Here is a 22,118-nt window from a genome sequence, read left to right on the forward strand (position 1 = left end):
TACTGACTAAACAAACTTTTTCGCTTCTGCCAAAGCTGCCTCAAACTTGAGCAATACATCCTTTTCGGTGTGAATAGCTTTCTCTTGTTCCAGCAGCGGGCGACCAAAGCGAAAAATGCCGTCCTGTTCTACGTGGTCTACATAAGGCAGCGTTTCTGGATGCGGCAAAAATTTTCTGCCGATTGGGTACGGCGTGTGGAAAGAAAAACTAAAATCGGGAAACTTGTCGCTTTTGATTTCGAGATAGTAAAGCGAGTAATAATCTTTGATGTCGGAGTACACGCATTCGCGGCACTTATTTACAAGTTTGCGGTTCTGATAGAAAAAATCCCACTTATCCCAAAAGTAGCCATCTTTCATCATTTCCTGGTGGTCGTCGCACAGTTCGAGATATAATTTGTCAGAATCCGCCGGACGGTAGAAGTAAAGCATGGCGTAGGGCATCTCAATCAGTAACTTGACTGCTTGATTTTTTCGCTGATACCATTCCTGTTGGTGAGTTTCGTAGACTTCCTTATATTTATTAATTGCTTTAAAGCTGTTGAGCTGATTTTCTTTTGCCCAGCGCGATGCCCAAACTGTCCAGTAAGCTAGCTGGAAGGTTGCTGAAATTTCCGCCGAACCTTGTTCTTTCCAGTCGGCAATGATTTTTTCCCACTCGGAACTAAAAGCTAGTCGTGATTGTTCGTTTTCTTCAGGCTTTTCTGTATTGATTGGGGTGGGTATTTCGCGATTATTTTTAATCAGCCCTTTGGGTTCTTTGCGCCAATTATTAATATCGGTTGGCGTTAGACTTAAGATGAATCTTCTGTCGTGAACGGGATATTCTAAATGGATTCCTGATTTGCGGAAAGAGCGGTATTCTAAAATAGGGAGTTTGTCTTGTTCAATCCACTGCTGGCGTTCTGCTGGCGAACACTTGAGTATTGTTTCTAATTCAACGGGATCGACGGCTAATTCACTTTTGAAAGTCTCCCAAAATCTTTCTTGTTCGGCTGGATTTTCTTCCAGCAGGGATACAATTCGGTTGACGAGATGATCTGTTTGGTCTTGGCAATTTTCGGGAAGTCCTAAGAAGTCGAGGAGTTTGGTCTTGAGTATTCGTCTGGCAGAGATTAGCTCGGCTAACATGAGAAGCTCCAGTAGAGTCATGACTTGCGCCCTTGAACTGGCAAGATTTTTGCAAGTCTTATCGGAAAGTTGGGTTTAAAACCCCGTTCTTCTAGAACGGCTTTAATTTCTTAAATCTATTCTAAAAAATCAGGGAATTGCTGGTTTTTTTGTAGTATACTGCAAAAGTCAAGGTTAAACTCCTTTGCCCTCGTGAAACAGTTAAGACACACTTTTAGGCACAAACTGGGGACACAGAGCGGCGAAAACTCTTAAAACAGCTAGGGGATTAATACATCCTCGTTACCAGAAAACAAAGAACTTTTTCATTTGTTAGGTAGGGTAGGGCATATCCGAACTCTAGGCTCAGTATCCTAGTACGCTTTTGGAGACAGACCCTCTGGAGTGTTTTGAGTTAAGCTCGTCAATGGGTAGTATTTCCTACGGTTGAAAAGTTTAAGAATTGCCGCGAGGACATGGCGCTTAAAGGTTAGTCGATGAATTAAGAATCCCCACGCCTTTAGGCTGGGGAGTGTCAAATATCTTAATAGATTCTCCTGGGTTGTCGGCAATTGAAATGTCTGCGCGAGGGAAGCTATCCCATTGCGCCTGCTGGCCCGTTGCGGTAGGGTATCGCCCAACCTCCGCCCCCTCCCTAAGCTAAAATACTCAAAACCAGGGCAAAAGGCCGATCGACCTTTTGGCTAAATTGGCTAAAATCGATAATTGCGATCGCGCACCCACAAACTCACAGGCACAGCATGGCCTGTTTTGTCAACCTTTACTTCTACCAAAAAAGATTGTCGCTGGTTCCTTTGAGCTTCGCTAATCTCCTGATTGACTTTTTCCCTTTCATCCTCTGGCATATAATAAGTTTCTAAGCCGTATTCCATCTGCCAACCGTTATATTTGCCCTTAATTGCGATTTGGTTGGCGGGCAAATTAACGGGATTTTCCAGACTGACGCGGACGGGTTTCCAAGCTTGGGGGCGGCCGGGATTAGTCGCGGTTTTTGGCGCTTCTAAGATTACATAAAAACTGGTTTTTGCCTTGACACTGTGCGTATTTTGTGGACAAGCAACTCCGGGCGGGCAATATATTTTTTCCCCAGGCAAATCTTTCCAGCCGGGGAGTTTTTGGAGATTTGTGCGCTCGGAAATATCATAGCTCAAAACTTGGTAATATCCGCGCAAAAAGTCGTAAGGGTCTACTGGTGCTGTTTGCAGGACAACTGTTTTGCCTGTAATAAAAGTGTAAACTGCGGTCGCGGGTACGGCGGCAATTAGTCCGATTTGCAAGAGTAAAGGAACCCACATTCGCCACGCGGGAAGGCGTTTTGCTTCCGGGGGAAGCTGAAACAGATTTGTTGTATCTGGATTTTCAACTAATAAGTCAATGTTGTTTGTGTTCATGTTATGTATGGGTTATATTGTTTACGGTTGTTTCGGAATGATTAAACCACAGAGAACGCAGAGGGCGCTGAGTGAGAGAAGAGAGAGATGAATAATTTCTATTCATCGGGGATTTTTGCGAAGTGACGCTCGAACCACAAACCCGCAGCAATTACACCAATTCCGCACAAAACAAATACAAAAGATTTGAGCAACAATCCTGTGTTATATTCAAAGACTCGGCTGATAATTTGTAGGGTGATTAATACCATGCCTCCCCAAAAAGTCCGGCGGTTTCCTAATGCTAAACCTTCTCGGATTAAGCCGACAGCGAGCAAAAATGATAAAACATTGAACAGAAAAGTTGCTAATTGAGGAAGGGGAGTAAAATTGAGGTGAATAAGCGGTATTAAGGCGCTGGCGAGGATTAAAATGCCGATCGCACTTGTAGTCAAATCCACTGCTTTTTGTTTTGGTCGCCGCAGTTCCAAACGTCCCAAACGCAGCCACTCAAACAGCGTGAAACCGCCCAAAACAGCCACATTTGCCAGCAAAACCCAATCCGACTCCGTTGGCGCAGGATTCGGCAAATCTTGCCAAAACCAGTGGAAAGAAAGAACATAAAACACACCGGCGAGAAACAGCAGGGCTAAACTGCGGGCGGTAGGTTGAAACAGCTTGCTGCGTACCTTGGGCCAGATTGCATCGTCGTATCCCCACAGCAAAGCGGGCGGTAGGGCACAAAAAATTGCAGCAGCCCAGGTTGGATTTAACCCTTGGACGATAGAAACTTGTAGCGAAAAAATTATCGCGATCGCACCTATGGCAAAAATAGCACGCGATCGACACCAATAAGCCAGCGGCACAAACATTATACTGGCTGCGATCGGCATTTGCCGCACCAAAACTTCCAGCCAAGAAAACTCGACTTTGGAAGACCAATCTAACACGGCAAGCCAATAGCCCAAACCGATTAAAAGTGCGGACAAAACGCCCAAGGAAGTCAACCGCAAACTGTAAGCCATTCCGAGCACGCCGATTCCCCAAGCAACGAAAAGTCCATAGGAAGAACCGCCAATATGGAACATTTGCGCCATCAATGCCATATTTGCTCCTAAAATCAGAGCTCCTAACAGCAACAATCCTTCACCTAAGAGTTTATTTCGCCCTTTTGTTGCGGGCATATTGGGATGGGAGTTTTGGCTTCGGGATGGGGGAATTCGCCACAGATAGAAACCTGCTGCATTGACTGCTACGAAAAGACTTAGCAGCAGTGCAACTCTCACTTCGCGTGACCAAACTTGCCAGTTTGCGGCTACAAAGGTGATCACTCCTATACCGAGGAGAATGCCGCCGAGACTGATGAGAATGCTGAGGAAACGGTTGCGGGAGGCGGTTTCGAGTGTGTTGAATTGGTAGCGTTCCGAAAGTTGTTGGTAGAATGAAGTGTCGATGAGTCCTTCTGCTTGCCAGAGTTTGGCTTGTTCTCGCAACTCGCGCCGAAATTTATCTGAAATCATTGTTTATATTCCAGAGGATTTGAACTGTGATAGTTTTTAATATGTCACTTGTGGGTTGATTGTCGATGGAGGCTGGGACACCTGCTGAACTAGCACAGCAGTTTTGATTGATATCCTTCGGCTGTTGAAACCGTTTCTACATAAACAAACTCCCAGCAGAAAGGAACGAATAAATTAAGGAATGTAATATTATGGTACAAGCTCACTCTAAAAAATTAACTTTTGACGAGTACCTTAATTACTCACATGATACGGGTCAACGCTATGAGTTAATTGATGGGGAGTTAATAGCTTTGCCACCAGAATCTGAACCTAATAATTTCATTGCTAATTATCTATTTTTCTATCTTGCTAGCAGCGGGCTAGTGCCACTCAGACTGATTAAAACGCATAATTGCGAGGTTCAAGTTGCCGTTTTGCGATCGGGAGATGCGGCCAACCGCTACCCCGATTTGATAATTCTGGAACCTGAACACATTCCGCTGACAGCAACCAGGCTAACTATCACTTTCGATATGCTGCCTCCTCGGTTTGTTGTGGAGGTAGTGAGTCCGGGTAGAGTGGGCAGGGATCGGGATTACGATCGCAAACGAGCTCAGTACGCAGCGCGGGGCATTGCAGAGTATTGGGTTATCGATCCAATAGAAGAATTGGTGACGGTTTTGCGGCTTGAGGAGGGGCAATATGTTGAGGGTGGGGTATTTCGGGATGGAGAGGCGATCGTATCTCCGATGTTTCCACAGCTAAGTTTGACGGTTCAACAGATTTTGAGTGGAGAGGTTTAAGGGCGGATCAATAGCTAATTGGTTAGCATTCATCTAACCACCTACCGATTAGTGAAAATCTCCACCCTCAACCTGATTAAGGCCATGTTTCAATCCCTGATAGGGATTTAGGTTGATTGCAACCTGTAAGTTTCGCTAACAGTCACACCATTTTTAGATAGTGACGTGAGAATATCACCAACCTTACTTTGCTAAATAAATCTAGGCGGGGAAACTCTAATTTCCCCGCCTAAGCCCTGTAACCCTTGATGCTACTTCATGTTATAAGTATCCTACTCAGGATTTATAACTTGCATATTATTTAATTCCTCTATCTTACTTGTCCAACCTTCTTGATAGGCTGACTCTCGTTTATCCTTAGTAGTTTGTGACTTCTTAACATCTTCTTCAAAACGTTTATTTTCAAGTTTCTTTAATAACTCATTATATTTATTTTGGTAAGAATCTTCATCATCTTCGGGAATATTATTATACTCATCATAATAAAGCTTACAATCTACCCATCCCATTAAATGAATGAAAACTTCCTCTGGGGTTGAATAGGGTTTAGTTTTATATTCCCTATCTGGATTCTTAATTTGAATGGCAGCATAATCTGTTAATTGATCGGATAAAATATTTGCTGCTACTATTACTCTATAGTAAACCTTTCCACAGTAAGATTCTAGACTAAGTTGTTCAAAATCAACATCAAATCCTTTATATTCTCGACGTTGAAGAATACTCATAACAAGCCACCTTAAGAGAAAAATATTTTCTATTGTAGTACATCAACTGTTTATGTAGCTACTCAACACAAAAAGCTAGACCAAAACAGCCCCGAACCGCTACTTTTTCACACACCGCCCCGCCCCGCCCCGCGCTCTCACCGCTCTCTGTGTGCCACCGCTCCCACATCCTCCCAGTTTTTAAAAAAGCAATAGGTTGCAACGTGCGAGTGTGACGCAAAAAAGCTATACCGCCACCGCTCCAATCCAATCGTACAACCGCTCCCACCTCTCCAACCTATCCGACCTTGCCACCGCTCCGACAGTTCGATCGCTCCGACCGTGCTAGCCTCTCCAACATCTCTAACCGACAGCGCTAGACTTACCAGCGAAAAATCGCCCCAATATCTTTATTAAAAGTTAACAACTGATTTTTAATTTTTGTATAGGTTTATTAGAACTCAAATATTTCTTTTTCATTGATTTAGAATCACCTATTAATTCAAGTAATGATTCCTTATAAATTTTATTTATATCTTCAAGGTTGACATTCACACCTACGGTTAAACCATCGCCTATAAACGCTCTAAAAAGAAACAACAACTTAACAAAATATGGTGGATAAATTGATACGAGAGCATTACTTTTAAAAAATTCTTTAAAAAACCATACATTAAGCCATTTACTAAAAAACTCAGACAAATTATCACTAAAAATAATATGTTCTTGGGGTTTGAGAAGAATATTTTCAGGTTGAGCAATAATACTCTGAGTTAAAAAATACTCAGGTAAAGGTTCCCATTTAATAGTCCTATCTGTTGTCAAATAAAAAATTGCTACAATTGACATATTGTGCCATATATTCAAATATTCACCATCTATATTTTCATGCCAAGTAATACTTATTTTTTCTGATGGTTTTCTTGCTATTGGTTTGTAAACTATACCCCGCCATGTTTTTACTTTTTTAGGACAACATAAATAATAATGGAACTCTACTTTCTCTAAAACCTCATGTTCATCACTTATACCGTAAAAAGCTTTTAAAATACTACTGTAACGTGTTTGAACTTTCACCATCTTACGCTTAACAGTTTCGGTTTCTAAATTATTTTCTGATAATGAAATATTATCAATATTATTGTCATTAAAACCAATTAAACGTTTTCCTCTTTGATATTCATCTCCCAATTTAATATAACTTATTAATTCAATAACTTTAGTAAAAACTTCATCTATATTATTTGTAACAAAAATATTTTTATTAAAAACAAACACATAATAAAGTAGTTTTATTAAAATTTTATCATTAATAGGAAGACACAAATAAAGAACTATATTTGAAAAAAATATACACTGAGATTCAGAGGATTTATTATGATACAAACTCAATGCAGTTTTTTGAATTTCATATCTATTTTTATAAAAGTTTTCTACCCATAAATTAATATCTATATTATATTCATTTATAAATTGTTGACCTCTTTTTATATGATATTCAAGCTCTGGATAAGTTATATTTTCAGAATATGTTATCCCTTCATTAATAATATCTTGAATTTTTATATGAAACTTTTCTAAACTTTGCTCTTTGCCCTCAGAATCAGTAGATTTTGAAGAAGTCTTAATCTCTATTCTCTCAGGACAAGGATTTTTACCACTATCTTTATAATGTGAAAAATGTGGTGCTTTTATTATTCCGGGCTTATTTAAATCACTTCCCTTCTTGAAAAATACACTTTCTTTACACACATCACAAATCAAAAATAAATTAACATATGATTGATAATTTATTACTTCATCATTGGCTGTAAATGTTTGATTTAAGGACATCGAAAAAGCATTTTTCATAAAGCAATGATTCCTTGTAGATTTATAAAATTTACTATCCTAAGCATCAAGTCACTATAATAACATATCTATATTGGACATCAACTATTTACATAATAAATACTCATATGAGCCAATGAACTCTACAATTCGAGAGTTTCTGAATTTACCAACTTTGACAAAAAATCAACAACACCCCGTCACGGCTCCAACTGACCACCACTATTCAACCATTAGACAGTGCCAGTCTCTCCGACTGCTAGACCGCCACCGCTCCCACCGCTAGACCTTGCCAGCCGTGCCAGCCTCTCAGACTGCTAGACCGTGCCACATATCCCATCGCTTCAGCCGTGCCTGTGGTGCGATTCTCACCCCTTCAGCCCTGTCAGCCATCCGATCGCCCCAAAACCCCACACAACCCCCTAAATGCTTCATTTTGAAGCCTTGCCAGTGCCAGCCGTGCCAGCCTCACCCCTGGTCACAGTCGATCGCCGTGTTGCCTCGGAGTCATCCGATCGCCCTGTTGAATCTGGCAATTTGAAGGGGTAACGACAGCCGAAAAAAATTACTCCCTCAAAAAAACACCTACCCACAGGCGCAAATTTTATCCATCAACCCGATTCAAATTCCAGTCGTAAGGAAAAAAAACGATCGCCCATCCATCGCCCACAGCCGCCTCCGGCCCCAAATAACCGCCCACATACTCAACCACCGAACCCGCCGCCTTCACAAAATCCTCGCCGTACCACTTAAAAATCTTGCTCAAATAAAGCGTCTTTTTCTCGGCATCATATCGCACCTTATCAGGATTGTGAATAAAACGGCTGGCATCCGCTTCTAGTTGAGTCCGTACCGACTCCGGGAAATAAGCCCCCCGGCGCAGCAGCGGGCACCCGACAGCAGCGCAAACTAATGCAAAATGGATGCGCGGTTCCGCAAATTCCGGCCGCAAAATTGCGTGTTCGATTTGATTGAGACTGTACTTTTTGCCGCCAATAATCGAATTTGAACGAGTGAAAAAATCCAAAAAACTCAGCCAGTTGGGAATTCCCAAAATTTTGGGACGGATGGACGCGATCGGATATACTTCCAGAACTTGAGAAATTGCGATCGCATTGTACGCATTCAGCCACAACGCCAGCCGCGCATCCGCATCAGTACCATCCGCCAAATCCACATCCGCCAAACTTTCCAGCCACGCCCTCAAAACATCCGCCCCCTCAGCTTTCCAGCCCCGATAATTGACGCGGCCCAAATCGTCAACGTAGCGTTGCAGCAACTCGTCCCAAATCGTAAAGTCGATCGTACCGATCATTTATTGCTACCCCTAATATAAGGCGGGCATTGCTTTAACTTCTGCTTCTATAGCAATCCTAAATCATTTGTGAATTTCTTACTCCCTCCCCTTAGCAAGGGGAGGGTTGGGGTGGGGTTAAAAATTTACGACTCCTGCAAGGATTTCTCTATTTAATACTACCGTCAACCCAAATAATACCTCCAACGGTAGGATTTTTTAGATTAGCCCCGTTAAACGGGTTCTGGATTAAATTAACTTGAGTCAAATTAGCGCCTTTTAAATTAGCTTGCCGCCAAGAAGCCCCGCTCAAATTTGCCCCGGATAAATTAGCTTCCCTAAAATTTGCTGATCTCAAATCTCCCCCTTGCAAATTCGCATTTGCTAAACTCGCGTACCGCAGGCGAATGCCGATCAAATCACCGCCCGGAGACTGGTTAGTTTACCGCAACTAATTGATTTGCTGCGGGTTAGGTGCAATCACTGGTGTAGCTAACCCGAAAATCATTCCCCATGAAACTGCTCCCAAAGTTACAGATTTCCTGCTCTTTACATTCTACAATCTTAAAAGATTCTTAATTTCAATTTCAACGGGGATCGGTTTCTTCCGGCACAACACCCCTCCCACTTTGATCTGCAATTTTTTAAATTCCCCTTACCTCCATAACACACTATGACGGATCGAACCAACTTTTTCGATAAGCTGTTAGCGGCTGTTGAAACCAATCAAAGTTTGCTTTATTTAGCCCTCGACCCCGACCCGGAAACCTTGCCCCCGCAGGTTTCGATGACAGGGGAAGAAACTCAAAGTTTTGTAACTGATTTGTTTGCCAAGCTAAAAAGTGCGATCGACCAAACAGCCGATTTAATTTGTGCCTGCAAAATCACCCTCGGTTTTTACCAATCTCTCGGTATTCCCGGTTGGGCATTGCTGCAACAAATTTTAAACATTATTCCCCCTCACCTGCCAGTAATTTTAGATGCCAAACACTGCGATTTAAATACCAGCACAGTGTTTGCCAAAATAGTATTTCAAGACTGGCGAGTTGACGCTATTACCTTAAGTCCCTATGCCGGATTCGACCAAGTAGCGCCTTTCTTGTTATACGCCGGAAAAACTGTTTTTGTACTCTGTGCCACCGCCAACCCGTCAGGGGCTGCTTTGCAAGAATATCCGACGCCAAAAAACCCTTTTTACTTGCAATTAGTCCGACTTTCTCAAACTTGGGGAACTCCCGAAAAAGTCGGTTTAGAGGTAGGAGTAATGCCCGATATGTTAGCGCGTATCCGCAAAGAAGCTCCTGAACGCCTAATTTTAGTTGAAGGAGACATCGCAGAAGAAAATGACCTCACAGAAGAAAACGACCTCGCACAACTGCTGGCGGCCGGTTTAAGCACAAATGGTGACGGTTTGCTGCTGCCAGTCCCCCCAAGTTTATTAGCGGGCAAAGAGCCACGCCGAGAAATTGAGAAATTGCGGGATAATATTAATCAACAGAGGCTGCGCGCGATCGAAGGTAGTCCCACTTGCGAACTGTGGCTGCCGGATGTTTGCTTTTTGCAACCGGAACCTCACCGCGATTTAATCTTGCAACTTTATGACATCGGCTGCGTAGTTTTTGGCGACCACGTACAAGCATCGGGAGCCGTATTTCCATATTACATCGACTTGCGGAAAATAATTTCTATTCCGCAGATTTTCCACCAAATTGTCAGCGCTTATGCAGACATTCTCAAGGATTTAAAATTCGATCGCATTGCCGGAATTCCCTACGGTTCTTTACCCACAGCAACCGGTTTAGCGTTGCGGATGGAACGCCCGATGATTTTCCCGCGCAAGGAGGTGAAAACTTACGGTGCAGGCAAATTGATTGAGGGGCATTTTCAGGCAGGAGAAACGATTGTCGTAGTCGATGATATTTTGATTAGTGGCAAAAGCGTAATGGAAGGCGCGGCTAAGTTAAAATCGGCTGGCTTGAATGTGGAAGATATTGTGGTATTAATCGACCACGAACAGGGAGTCAAAGATAAGATGCAGGCCAACGGTTATCGCGCCCATTCGGTGTTAGCGCTTTCGGAAATAGCTGAAGTTTTGTATCGAGCAAATCGCATTGATACCGAGCAATTCAATCTTTTGACAGCGGAACATTAAACCCCAATTCCTGTAGGGGCGGGTTCGCCCGGATCTATAAAACTCACAAAAAATCATCATAAACCCGCCCCCACCAACGAATAATTCACATCAATTCCAGTAGGGGCGGGTTCGCCCGGATCTATAAAACTCACAAAAAATCATCATAAACCCGCCCCCACCAACGAATAATTCACATCAATTCCAGTAGGGGCGGGTTTTACCAACCATAATCGCCAAAAATTAATAATCTTATAAACCCGCCCCCTCCCAACGGTAAGCCTCAATGTACCTTTTTCCCTGCGATCAAAGTCAAGGTTGATATAGGTTATTAGTTGTGTGGGGGCGGGTTTATGAGATTGTGCGTGTGCGTCGAATATTATTCGTAAAACCCGCCCCTACCAGACCATCGATCAACCTTGCAAAACTTCAATTAAAGCATTGCCCATTGCCCGACAGCCGACGAGTTTCATGCCTTCTGACATGATATCGCCAGTGCGATAACCTCGATCCAAAACTTCGACAACTGCTTGCTCGATTTTATTAGCAGCTTCCGGCTGATTTAAGGCGTAGCGCAGCATCATTGCCGCACTCAAAACTTGGGCGATGGGATTTGCTTTATCTTGTCCGGCGATGTCCGGTGCGGAACCGTGCACAGGTTCAAAAACTCCCGGCCCGGTTGCTCCCAAACTAGCAGAAGGCAGCATCCCAATGCTACCAGTTAGCATCGCCGCCGCATCGGAAAGAATGTCGCCGAATAAATTGCCGGTGACAATTGTATCGAACTGTTTCGGCCAGCGAATTAACTGCATGGCTGCGTTGTCAACGTAGAGGTGAGAAAGTTCGACATCAGGGTATTCTGAAGAAAGGGCAATAATACGATCGCGCCACAGTTGCGAAACGTCCAAAACATTCGCTTTATCAACGGAACACAGCCTTTTCCCCCGCTTCCTGGCCGTCTCAAAAGCGACTCGCCCGATTCTATCAATTTCCGACTCCGTGTAAGCCATCGTATTGACGCCGCGTTTTTCGCCTGTTTCCGTCTCAAAAATACCTTTCGGTTTGCCGAAATAAATGCCGCCTGTGAGTTCGCGGATTACCATAATATCCACGCCTTCGACAACTTCCCGTTTCAAACTAGAAGCATCAACCAATTGCGGTAAAATAGTCGCAGGACGCAAATTTGCAAACAATCCCAATCCGGCGCGCAGTCCTAATAATCCAGTTTCAGGGCGCTGTTCGCGGGGCAAATTATCCCACTTGTAACCGCCAATAGCTGCTAACAATACTGCATCGCAGTTGCGGCATTTTTCCAGTGTTTCTTCTGGCAGCGGATTGCCTGTTGCGTCAATAGCAGCGCCGCCCATTAAAGCTTCTTGAAATTCAAAGCCGATGTCCAATTGTTGACCGACAAGTTTCAGGACATCTACCGCCACAGCGATAATTTCAGGGCCGATGCCGTCTCCTGGTAAAAGAGTGATGCGGTAGTTTTGAGTCATATCGATTTTGGAGTTTTGATTTGAGATTTGAGATTGAGAGTTAATGGGAATTCTTTGAAAATGCAAGACATTCTCACAAGGTTATAATCATATCAGGATAAGCAACCTCAGAATTGATTATGACATTCCCGACTTACCCGCCTGCTCAAGCTGAACCGCCTTTAGACCCCCGGCAGAGTTTGCCAACAATGTATGATTTACCTAGCGAAGACCCAAAGGAGCCCGGTTTGCCAGATACATTTCATTTAGATCAGCCGCAACTCTTGGAATTCACGTTTTTGCCGCCGGGATGGGATGCGGAACAAGTCTTTACAGCCAGTGACCTAAATTTGTATTACGATGCAACACAACCGCGCTGGCATAAACGCCCGGATTGGTTTGCTGCGGTGGGTGTGCCAAGGCTTTATCAAGGGCGCGATATGCGTTTGAGTTATGTAGTTTGGCAAGAACGGGTAAATCCGTTTGTGGTGGTGGAATTGCTATCGCCGGGCACTGAAGATGAAGATTTAGGGCGGACTGTTCAGCAAGCTGGGGAACCGCCGACTAAGTGGCAAGTTTATGAACAAATTTTGCGGATTCCTTACTATTTTGTGTTCAGTCGCTACACGGATGAATTGCGAGCTTTTCATCTTGTAGGAGGTCACTATGAACCTGCAGAATTAATTGATGGGCGGTTATTTATTCCTGAGTTGCAGTTGAGTTTAGGTTGGTGGCAAGGCACTTATAAGAGTATGAATCGGTTGTGGTTGCGGTGGTTTACGGCCCAAGGAGGGTTGATTTTGAGTCCGGGTGAAAGAGCAACGGCGGCGGAACGGCAACTGATAGAATCTCAACAGCAAGTAATTGAAGCTCAACAGCAACTGACAGAATCTCAACAGCAACTGACAGACTCTCAACAGCGAGAGGAAAGACTAGCGGCGCGGTTGCGGGAGTTAGGCATCGATCCTGAACAGTTGGTTTAATAGTTCTCGCACCCAGGCCTGGTGAAACCCGGTTTCAACTCCTCGAATCCGCGCAACAGGAGTGAAATAAGATAAAAATAGTTCGATCGCACGCACGTACAAAAAAATCGGCAAGGAGTCGCACCAGTGGCAGAGGGCGAAGGCATACCAACATCAGCACAGATTGATTATCGGGACTATTCTTGGGCCTTTTGGCCGGTCGTCCCCCTCTATCCCTACAGCAAGCGGCGCACCATCCGCAAGGAAATAGTCAAGGACACAATCTGGACTTTTGACCAACTACAAGGCATTTTCTACGTAGTCGTCCCGATTCGGATGACAGTAATTAAACTAGAACCCGAAGGCCTTCTCGTCTACGCCCCGGTTGCACCGACTCCTGAGTGCATCCGCTTGGTAAAAGAGTTAGTAGCAGAGCACGGCGAGGTGAAGTACATCCTGCTGACAACGGTTTCAGGCATCGAGCACAAAGTTTTTGTCGGCCCCTTTGCGAGGTGTTTTCCCGAAGCGCAGGTGTTTGTCGCCCCGCAGCAGTGGAGTTTCCCGGTGAATTTGCCGCTGAGTTGGCTGGGTTTGCCCGCGAAACGCACCTCTGTACTGCCCTTTGACAGCAGCAACACCCCCTTAGCCGATCAATTTGACTGGGCAATTCTCGGCCCGCTGGACCTCGGTTTGGGCAGATTTGCTGAAGTTGCGTTATTTCACAGACGATCGCGCACCCTGATGCTAACAGATTCCATAGTTTCCATTCCCGAAAATCCCCCCGCGATCGTCCAACTCGACTCGTACCCGCTGCTATTTCACGCCAAAGACAGCGCCTCGGACACGGTGGCAGACACCCACGAAAATCGGCGCAAAGGGTGGCAGAGAATCGCCTTATTTGCCATGTATTTTAGCCCTAGCGTGCTGGAAGTGCCGCCGTGGTCGGAGGTATTTGCCAAGGCACGAGAAGCGCCAGAACGCTCTAGGAAAGCTTATTTCGGGTTATATCCGTTCAAGTGGAAAACACATTGGGAGCGATCGTTTGAGGCTTTGCGGGGAGGGGGGCGGTTGTTTGTCGCGCCGATTTTGCAGACATTGATTCTCAACCGCGCCCCCAGGGAAACTCTCGATTGGGTGGATAAAGTGGCGAGTTGGGACTTTGAAAAAATTGTACCTTGTCACTTCGATGGTGCGATCGACTCCCGGCCGCGTGAATTTCGGCAAGCATTCTCGTTTCTGGAAAAACACTCGCCAGTTAATTCTTTACCCGAAGACGATTTTAAATTGCTCAGGCAGATTGATGCGGGTTTGAATAAAACAGGTTTGGTTCCGCCTGCGAAAGACAAGGTTTAATCGGAAATTTTGCACCATTCTGAATAAGCTGTTTGAGCACAGGCAAGATGCCTGTGCCACAAGAAAATAAAGTATTGTGGAACGGGCATCTTGCCCGTTTGAGCACAGGCAAGATGCCTGTGCCACAAAAAAATAAAGTATTGTGGAACGGGCATCTTGCCCGTTCCGGCTAGAAGCCTACCAAAAAGATTAAACTCTTGACAATTGGTGTCGGTTTATTCATTTATCTCATTAAATTATTAATCAGCTCATCCACCCTCAAAAGTTCTTGAATAATTTGCTCTACCCTCTGCAGTTCATGTATAGGATTTATGCTTCTAATAGTTTTCGGGGATGTAGCTGAAGTATGTGCCGCCACACCTCTTTCTTCCCCAAACGTATTCATGGTAGCCAGCCAAGCAGGCTCTAAATCATCGGTATCTATTCCTATTGGCAAAAGCAACGCCAGAAGATTAGCTTCTTTGATGCCATGATTCTGGTCAATGCTTCGCTTAAAACTATTAATAGCTAAATCTATTTTTTTGTTGACTTTTATTTTTTCCGGTGGCAAAGCTTTACTTCCCTTAGTTGGAGTCAGTGTATCTGGTGGTGCTTCCATCATTTGACCAGAAAAGCCAAGCAAGCAGATTAAAGTACGGCAACTCTTACCCTGACTATCCCAATTCTTTTTAGCATTAAGGGCTGCTTCCCAAACTCTGTCCTCAAAATAAGCCTCAATTTCGGCATGAACTAAAACTCTGTAGGCAAGAGTTAAGGCTAGCTGCCGCTCGGAATATGAACCTAGAGGATTAATCTTAGGAAAAAATTGTTTTTTTAACCTATTTAACTGCTGGGTTAGAGTACGAAATCTAACGGATTTTGGCATACCTCTTAATAACTTACCTCAAACCGTTAAAGATAATATGGTTATCTACGAGTTCAGGTACATTAAACTCTACATCCAAAACCTTTAACAAAGCTTTGCCCCACAGTGAGAGACGAGTATGAGTTTCGCGAATGCTAGTTGTGCTTTTCTCAACAGCTTCTCTGAATTCGCTATTAGATGATGAACATAACTCTTTAAAAGCTTTTTCCACACCCGCCGGATTCTTCTCAGCAGCTTCACTAATAACTGAATCTGAAAAATAAAAAACCATTACATCTAAAATAGCTCGATTAAACTTGCCTCGGTAAGTATTAGAACTACTCAACCACACGCGAAATATATTTTCTTCTCCAAATATTGTAGTGGTTGTTTGCACTGCCTTTTCAAATTGGCTAACTGTATATCTGACCTCAGTTTCTTTCTCTTTCCAATCCTTGTTGAGCTTTTTGCAAGTCATATCCAGGAACACTTTAAGATTACCGCGATAATCGGATAAAAAATGATGGAATCCTACATATCGCAGTAATAATTCGACATCGCGCATCCGAGGATCGGGATTTGGGGATTTAAGTATTTTTCTTAAAGCCTGATTTTTAATTGATTCGTCATCTAAAAAATTGATGAAATCACCTGGATGCAATGCTTGCCTGAGTTCTTGTGGAGATAGCGGAGTATTTTCTAAATTCAGACGGAGAAAAATTTTGTAGAGTAAACTTTCTGTATGCCAATTCCTAATCAATGTAGTACGAAGAGTTTGATTATCGAGTGCATCAAGTACAGAACTATGGAGAAGATCGTTTTTTAGAGCCTCATGCGTACAACCATTGAGTTCAGGTCTAAATTCTAAGTTTTTCAAAGCAAAACTATCGTTGGGAGTTTCGCTCCTTCCATAAAATTGCAGAATCGTAAGCAAGCGTTGCTTGCCGTCAAGAACTACAAATTTTCCGCGCTTTTTATCTTGAGAAGCCAAAACTATATCTGGAATGGGAAATCCTAGAAAAATAGATTCAATAAACCTGCTTTTGCGAGTTATATCCCAAGCATCTCGTCTTTGAAATCTTGGATTAAGTTGAATATTGTCACGAACAAGTTGATCGAGTATGGTGGCTGTCGTCCAGTCATTTCCAGCTACAATTATTTCGGAAATTTCGTCTAAGACTGATTTGGAATTACCATTAGATTCAAGCTCATAATCTAGAGCTTCATCTTCCTCATCAAAGCTTACTTCTTCGGGTTTTTCTAAGAGGTTTAGTTCAGGCATGACCGCGCTCTACTTGGTAAGTTTAATTGGGATACAGTATACCTAAGTATAGCAAAAGTCAGAAGCCTTAAGTTATCATAGGAGTAACTAATTTATCGATTATGAAAACGATCGCTTTTAATTTTTACGGATTTTTAAGCTAGATGGCGAATTTTTCAACTTAAACTCATCAAACTTCACCACTTGCGACTCCGGTTTCCGCGTATCGAAATAGTAGCTACTCACAACACCACTACCCGTATCAAAAATAGTAAAAGCCGTAATATCATTGCTATCAATATACGGCAGCGGCCGCCCATCCTTCCCCAACAAAGGCGCAACAGTCGGCACCACAGGTTCCAATCCGTTCGGGTCTCCAATAGCGCTGTAATCTTCCCGATATGCCGGCGGCACAAATCGGCGCTTTTCCCCCACAAAAGCACCGTAACTGTTGCCTACATTAGAACTCTCCAAAAAGTGCATTCCGCTGGAACTGACAAACCGATTCCACAAGTGCGAATGTCCGTAAAATACCAACTGCACCCCCGCTGTTTCTAGTAGCGGCACTACATCCCGAATCAGATAATCTTGCTGTTTCGGATATTCGTAACGCACCATTTTAATCTCGCCATCGAGAGCGAGATCGACTATTTGCACAGGGTCAGTATAAGCAGGTACAATATTGTCACCCAGAGAATGCGGCGGGTGGTGAAACATCACAATTTTATATTTTGCCTGCTGGAATTCCGAACTCTTTAACTCTTGTTGCAGCCAATTATATTGAGCGCTGCCCTTGACAATCGGCTCAAAAATATGCTGTCCGTATCCCCATTTTTCGGAATTATTAAAATCTGCGTCCCGTTCGCGATACCTGCCTCTCGCACCCGGATCTAAATTCGGAGTCCGCCAGATATTCGTAGCATACAAAGTCACTAACCGCACGTCCCCAAAAGTCACAGCATAGTAATTTTTGCCTCCCGGTAAATTGAAAATCTCGTCATAGGTATCGCTATTAAAACTATTGTTTTTTAGCCATCTTTCCCGCACAGAAGAGTCATTACTAGGATTCAAAGAGGCAGCACGTTGAGCGTATATTTTCTCGGCAGCGACGCGGGGAAAAGGATCATTAAATTGCTCACCGAGTGTGCTGTTAGTTGCAAAGCGACCCATGATTTCGTGATTGCCAATGGCGGGAAATAAAGGCGCGTGTTGGATCAGTTCGCCGCCGCTGTAAACGGTTTTGATGCCGTTTTTGTCGAGTTCGGAAAATGCGCGCCCTTGCATAGCGGGAAAGAAGGCGCGGCCGCGATTTTCGTCAAACCATTCGGAAGCGCGATCGGGTATATTAATTAAATCCCCTGCCATAAAAACCGCGTCAACTCTCCCAATGGTTTCGGCTACTTTCTGGAGATTTGCTGCTGTCATCGGCATCAATTGATGGTCGGAAGTGAGGAGAATTTTGAGCGCAACTCCTGCTGCTGGTGTGGGAGAAAGAGTGAAAACTTTGCTGCTGACAGATGCGCCGTCTTTCCTTTCGCTAGTGACTCGATAAGGAATGCGAGCACCGGGCCTTAAATTGGAGACTTCTGCTTCGTGGCGCCAGATGTCGCGGACAATTGGATTGCTGTCAATGATGCTTTGTTTCATTTCATCGGAAATGCGCGAGTCTTTGTCTTCGCGAGTGCGGCTTAGCTTGGTAGTATTTGCCGCCGCAATTTCCTTCAGATTTTCGCCGTAAGCAACCGTGTTGCGAGTACCGGCAAACTCGGTGAACCAGACAACTCGCACCGAGTTTGCTGTTGGAAGTTGCAGAAACGGATCGGTTAAAAGCTGAGGTTTGTTAAGATAAGATTGCATAAGGAAACCTAGCAAGAGGACAATCAAAATCAAAACAGCAAAAAACCAGGGATTGCGAGAATAACCTTTGGGATTTCCTACTTGGTTGGGCAATGGTGTTAACATAATTCATTAGTCATTAGTTTGTAAGGGCGGGTTGCACCAGCCAAACAGAACTCCCCACCCAAATACATATAAACCCGCGCCACCAATTTTCAATTTTAAACTACCCAGGTTATCAACAAGTTAAGAAATTAGTATAATATCTCCGATAAAAGAAACCTCCACCCTTTTTGGAAATCTTCTTATAGCGGTTCTCAGGAAAGTAAGGTACTCTTCCAATGCCCCATGCCCAATGCCCAATGCCCAAAAACACCTCATGTTACTGAGAAAGGCTATATCTCTGAATTCTCTTTCTCTGCGCCCTCTGCGCCCTCTGTGGTTCATTAAAAAAAAATCTCAAAAATGCTTGAGACTTGCGATATAACATTCTTAACACCCTTCCTTCCATCTAAAATCTAAAATCTAAAATCTAAAATCCCATGACTCGCCACCTTCTCAAAGCCAACTGCAAAACCGTACACTTGGGCGGTTTCTCTCCGAATATCGAACCTGCTTTAACTGTCGATTCGGGCGATCGCATCGATATCGAAACCTATTCAGGATATTATGTTGCTGACAAAGCGCCGCCCGAATTTCTCACCCCCGAATTTTTAGATATTTGTCAGAATTTGCCTCCCAACCGGAAAGTTGGGCCAGGGCCCCACTTGCTGACAGGCCCGATTTATGTTAACAATGCCGAACCGGGAGACGTTTTAGAAATTCACATTGAGGATGTTTACCCCAGTTTACCAGTAGGATTTAATGCAATTCGCGCCGGATGGGGAGCTTTGCCTGAGTATTTCCCCGAACCTAAATTGCGGTTTATTCCGCTAGATTTAGAGCAAAAAACTGCTGAATTTCCCACAGGTAGCGGCATTCGGATTCCCCTGCATCCTTTTTTTGGCATTATCGGCGTTGCCAATGCAGAAATCAACCGTTCTTCTATTCCTCCAGCGCGCTACGGCGGTAATATGGACAATCAGGAACTGCAACCAGGAACGCGGTTATTTTTACCTGTTTTTCTGCGCGGCGGTTTACTGTCAATCGGTGACGGACATTCGGCACAAGGAGACGGTGAAGTTGACGGTACTGCCATTGAAACTTCGATGAACGGGACTATTCAAATCATCTTACGCAAGGATTTATTTCTGATATTTCCGTTTGCGGAAACGCCCACTCATATTGTGATTATGGGATTTGGTAGAACATTAGATGAAGCGTTTGAGCTGGCGGTAAAACAGACGGTTTATTGGCTGCAAAAGTTTGCAGGTTTCCAAGAGGAAGATGCTTATGTTTTCTGTTCGCTATCGGTAAATTTTCGGATTACGCAGGCTGTCAACAATCCTCAAAAAGGAGTTCACGGAATGATTTCCAAGTGTATTTTACCAGAGGTGAAAATTCTTGGTCACGGAGTGTGAGCGAGTATAATAACACGCGATCGACCAAAAAATTAGGATCGCGATCGCACAAACTACACAAATTTGTCACTGCTGTGGTCGATCTGGATCGCGATCGTGTTGACAATTAAGCTTAAAATGGGATAAGTGACAAAATCTACCTAAATCGAACTCAACGTCAGGAACCTCAGTCTAAAGGCATGAGGCTTGAAAGAGAAATCTAACAAGCCATCCTGACGGGCCTAAGTCTTTACTGACTACGTTTTTTGAGTCACGATACCGGAGAATGCGAAGCTAGTTTTCCGCTCTATCGCTTGCAACTAAACAGTCTTAAGGTCACGCTCGACAGTGTTGCTAGCCGGCGCAAGCTCACTAAACAAAGGCGCGTGCTAACTTTACCCCAGAAATGGGAGTTTGAGGCAACCATACCTCACGCCTTGGGGCAACCATACCCCTCCACCCCGCGAGGAGATTCAAATTAAATGTAAAGCCGTGCTAAAAGCACGGGGTTTCTACCCATTTTTATGATGAAAAACCAGACTGACGATGTTGCCAAAAGAGATTTAGTCGATCGAGCTTTTGGGAGTGCAGCAATACCAGATCCGACAGCGTGGGTGCACGAACATTATTTTCTGGCTAATTTCGCCGATACTCTGGCCCTCATCCAAGAACATATGTCTGATGACAGTTGCGAAATCGGCGAGAATGGTGACTCTGGCGAGGGACTCTTATCGATCGATGCCAAAATTAGAGATATGTTGAGAGCTACTTTTAGCGACGACGGCTGGCAATATGTCGAAAGTTTATTGTGAGTTTGGTACAATCCATAAGTATTTGTACGTTCATAACTTGAGAGCGTAAGTTATACCAGTTTAAAAAAGAATCCAACTTTAGGCCGGTGATCTAAACCATTAGATCATCCGTTATGCCGAATTCTTTAATCTCAAATCTCAAATAATATCACTTTCCTCCCCCAAGACAGACTCGCAATTCAGACTGCCTGCGTGCATTTCCACCCGAATTTGAAGTAAATTTGACCTATTGTGATGTAGGATACTTTAGATGGGCGGGAAATTACTGTCGCTAGGAATTTCGATCGATCGCAAAAAAGCCGCACTTTCTTCTGGCAAAGCAGTATTGATAAACATCCCGCTGCCCAACTCAAATCCAGCTTGCTTGGTGACTCTGGGAATAATTGCGATATACCAGTGAAAGTATTTTGTTCCCCCTTCGGCGATCGGCACCGATCGAATAGTATAGTTGTAATCGGGATTGTTCAATCCGTAATAAAGCTTAGCCAGTACAGTTTTCAAAGTATCAGCAAGATCCGTAATTTCCCCATCAGTAAGGTCATCAAATGAAGAGGAATGTCGGCGCGGAAAAATCCAAGTGTGAAACGGTGAAAGTGCAGCGTAAGGGATAAAAGCCACAAAATGTTCACTCTCACAAATCACTCTTTCTCTCGCCGCTAATTCATCTTCCAAAGTTCGGCAAAACAGACATTCTCCCGTGTCATCAAAATATCTAATAGCTTCGTCGATGCGGCTGCGAAATTGGCTGGGTACAACGGGCGTCGCTGCTATCTGCGAGTGGGGGTGTTCGAGAGAAGTTCCGGCAGTTTCTCCGTGATTTTTGAAGATAATAATTGTTTCAATGTGGGGATTTTTTCTAATTTCTACATAGCGCTGGCGGTATACTAAAAGTATGTTGGCAACTTCTTCAACACTCAACAAAGCTGTCGTCAAATCGTGTCGCGGGTGTTCGACAATTACCTCGTGAACGCCGATTCCCGCCATCGTGCGGTGAATTCCCGATGATATCCTCATCCATTTTGCTGTCGGGGAGAGGGCGGGATATTTGTTGCAAATTGCCCTGACTTTCCAGCCAGCGCGATCGCCCAAACGGCAAGTTTCTAAGGTTCCGTCTTCTTCATTTCCCACGCAAAACGGGCAATCGGCGCGGTGCGGTGGCACTACGGCGGCCGACTTTTTTTTGTTAGCGAATTGATCCGGTCTTGTCGCCCGTTCGGTGGCGATGATTACCCAATCTCTGGTAATTAAATTTTGTCTAAGTTCAGACATTTTCTTACCTTCAGTTTCCGGGTCAAATTGTCTCTT

General features: G+C 44.0%; 20 protein-coding genes. 7 read left to right on the top strand and 13 right to left on the bottom strand.

The annotated features are described in order from the left end of the window. Positions 1-6: 6 nt before the first annotated feature. The 3 genes from QUB12_RS03035 to QUB12_RS03045 all read right to left on the bottom strand — a co-directional run bounded on the left by QUB12_RS03035 (position 7) and on the right by QUB12_RS03045 (position 4,021). Positions 7-1,131 (bottom strand): hypothetical protein, encoded by a 1,125-nt coding sequence (locus QUB12_RS03035; RefSeq protein ID WP_333305425.1) that lies wholly within the window; start codon positions 1,129-1,131, stop codon positions 7-9. Positions 1,132-1,823: 692 nt separating this feature from the next. After that, positions 1,824-2,522 (bottom strand): GDYXXLXY domain-containing protein, encoded by a 699-nt coding sequence (locus tag QUB12_RS03040; protein ID WP_333305427.1) that lies wholly within the window; start codon positions 2,520-2,522, stop codon positions 1,824-1,826. A 98-nt stretch (positions 2,523-2,620) separates the two neighbouring features. Next, positions 2,621-4,021 (bottom strand): DUF2157 domain-containing protein, encoded by a 1,401-nt coding sequence (locus QUB12_RS03045; protein ID WP_333305430.1) that lies wholly within the window; start codon positions 4,019-4,021, stop codon positions 2,621-2,623. Positions 4,022-4,212: 191 nt separating this feature from the next. Between QUB12_RS03045 and QUB12_RS03050 the strand changes: the two genes are divergently transcribed. After that, positions 4,213-4,806 (top strand): Uma2 family endonuclease, encoded by a 594-nt coding sequence (locus tag QUB12_RS03050; RefSeq protein WP_333305433.1) that lies wholly within the window; start codon positions 4,213-4,215, stop codon positions 4,804-4,806. 272 nt (positions 4,807-5,078) lie between these two features. On the opposite strand, the gene QUB12_RS03055 is transcribed toward QUB12_RS03050, so the two are convergent. From QUB12_RS03055 to QUB12_RS03075, 5 genes are all read right to left on the bottom strand, one after another. Further along, positions 5,079-5,534 carry a hypothetical protein gene (locus QUB12_RS03055; RefSeq protein ID WP_333305435.1) on the bottom strand — a complete coding sequence of 152 codons (456 nt, stop codon included), beginning with the start codon at positions 5,532-5,534 and terminating at the stop codon, positions 5,079-5,081. A 399-nt stretch (positions 5,535-5,933) separates the two neighbouring features. Continuing rightward, positions 5,934-7,364: a hypothetical protein gene (locus tag QUB12_RS03060; RefSeq protein WP_333305437.1), complete on the bottom strand. Its 1,431-nt coding sequence runs from the start codon at positions 7,362-7,364 to the stop codon at positions 5,934-5,936. A gap of 288 nt (positions 7,365-7,652) precedes the next feature. Next, a complete protein-coding gene (locus QUB12_RS03065) occupies positions 7,653-7,778 on the bottom strand; it encodes a hypothetical protein (protein WP_333305439.1) in 126 nt (41 codons plus the stop codon). 169 nt (positions 7,779-7,947) lie between these two features. Further along, the gene (locus QUB12_RS03070; protein ID WP_333305441.1) at positions 7,948-8,658 is read right to left on the bottom strand and encodes a DUF547 domain-containing protein; all 711 of its coding nucleotides are present in this window, start codon (positions 8,656-8,658) and stop codon (positions 7,948-7,950) included. 148 nt (positions 8,659-8,806) lie between these two features. Further along, positions 8,807-9,055 (bottom strand): pentapeptide repeat-containing protein, encoded by a 249-nt coding sequence (locus QUB12_RS03075; protein WP_333305443.1) that lies wholly within the window; start codon positions 9,053-9,055, stop codon positions 8,807-8,809. A gap of 255 nt (positions 9,056-9,310) precedes the next feature. Between QUB12_RS03075 and QUB12_RS03080 the strand changes: the two genes are divergently transcribed. Further along, positions 9,311-10,789, top strand: coding sequence for a bifunctional orotidine-5'-phosphate decarboxylase/orotate phosphoribosyltransferase (locus QUB12_RS03080; protein WP_333305445.1), 1,479 nt, complete (start codon positions 9,311-9,313; stop codon positions 10,787-10,789). A gap of 392 nt (positions 10,790-11,181) precedes the next feature. Here the strand turns inward: QUB12_RS03080 and leuB are convergent, their stop codons facing one another. Then, positions 11,182-12,267, bottom strand: coding sequence for a 3-isopropylmalate dehydrogenase (gene leuB, locus QUB12_RS03085; protein WP_333305447.1), 1,086 nt, complete (start codon positions 12,265-12,267; stop codon positions 11,182-11,184). A gap of 119 nt (positions 12,268-12,386) precedes the next feature. On the opposite strand from leuB, the gene QUB12_RS03090 reads away from it, so the two are divergent. The 3 genes from QUB12_RS03090 to QUB12_RS03100 all read left to right on the top strand — a co-directional run bounded on the left by QUB12_RS03090 (position 12,387) and on the right by QUB12_RS03100 (position 14,734). After that, entirely contained in the window at positions 12,387-13,229 is an 843-nt protein-coding gene (locus QUB12_RS03090; protein ID WP_333145251.1) for a Uma2 family endonuclease, read from the top strand. Positions 13,230-13,355: 126 nt separating this feature from the next. Next, positions 13,356-14,561, top strand: a complete 1,206-nt coding sequence (locus tag QUB12_RS03095; RefSeq protein ID WP_333145252.1) for a DUF4336 domain-containing protein — start codon at positions 13,356-13,358, stop codon at positions 14,559-14,561. 32 nt (positions 14,562-14,593) lie between these two features. Then, the gene (locus QUB12_RS03100) at positions 14,594-14,734 is read left to right on the top strand and encodes a hypothetical protein (protein ID WP_333305449.1); all 141 of its coding nucleotides are present in this window, start codon (positions 14,594-14,596) and stop codon (positions 14,732-14,734) included. Between the two features lie 50 nt (positions 14,735-14,784). On the opposite strand, the gene QUB12_RS03105 is transcribed toward QUB12_RS03100, so the two are convergent. The 3 genes from QUB12_RS03105 to QUB12_RS03115 all read right to left on the bottom strand — a co-directional run bounded on the left by QUB12_RS03105 (position 14,785) and on the right by QUB12_RS03115 (position 18,628). Next, positions 14,785-15,426, bottom strand: a complete 642-nt coding sequence (locus QUB12_RS03105; protein ID WP_333145254.1) for a HEPN domain-containing protein — start codon at positions 15,424-15,426, stop codon at positions 14,785-14,787. A 13-nt stretch (positions 15,427-15,439) separates the two neighbouring features. Further along, positions 15,440-16,687: a DUF262 domain-containing protein gene (locus QUB12_RS03110; protein WP_333145255.1), complete on the bottom strand. Its 1,248-nt coding sequence runs from the start codon at positions 16,685-16,687 to the stop codon at positions 15,440-15,442. A gap of 117 nt (positions 16,688-16,804) precedes the next feature. Then, positions 16,805-18,628: a metallophosphoesterase gene (locus QUB12_RS03115; RefSeq protein WP_333145256.1), complete on the bottom strand. Its 1,824-nt coding sequence runs from the start codon at positions 18,626-18,628 to the stop codon at positions 16,805-16,807. A gap of 416 nt (positions 18,629-19,044) precedes the next feature. On the opposite strand from QUB12_RS03115, the gene QUB12_RS03120 reads away from it, so the two are divergent. Both QUB12_RS03120 and QUB12_RS03125 read left to right on the top strand, forming a co-directional pair. Next, positions 19,045-20,022 (top strand): acetamidase/formamidase family protein, encoded by a 978-nt coding sequence (locus tag QUB12_RS03120; protein ID WP_333145257.1) that lies wholly within the window; start codon positions 19,045-19,047, stop codon positions 20,020-20,022. Positions 20,023-20,525: 503 nt separating this feature from the next. Further along, complete coding sequence (locus QUB12_RS03125; RefSeq protein ID WP_333301011.1) at positions 20,526-20,813, top strand: hypothetical protein; 288 nt, start codon at positions 20,526-20,528, stop codon at positions 20,811-20,813. Between the two features lie 246 nt (positions 20,814-21,059). Here QUB12_RS03125 and galT read toward each other — a convergent pair whose 3' ends face one another. Further along, the gene (gene galT, locus QUB12_RS03130; protein WP_333145259.1) at positions 21,060-22,082 is read right to left on the bottom strand and encodes a galactose-1-phosphate uridylyltransferase; all 1,023 of its coding nucleotides are present in this window, start codon (positions 22,080-22,082) and stop codon (positions 21,060-21,062) included. Between the last annotated feature and the right edge of the window lie 36 nt (positions 22,083-22,118).

This window comes from Microcoleus sp. B7-D4, assembly GCF_036705125.1.
Taxonomy (GTDB): Bacteria; Cyanobacteriota; Cyanobacteriia; order Cyanobacteriales; family Microcoleaceae; genus Microcoleus.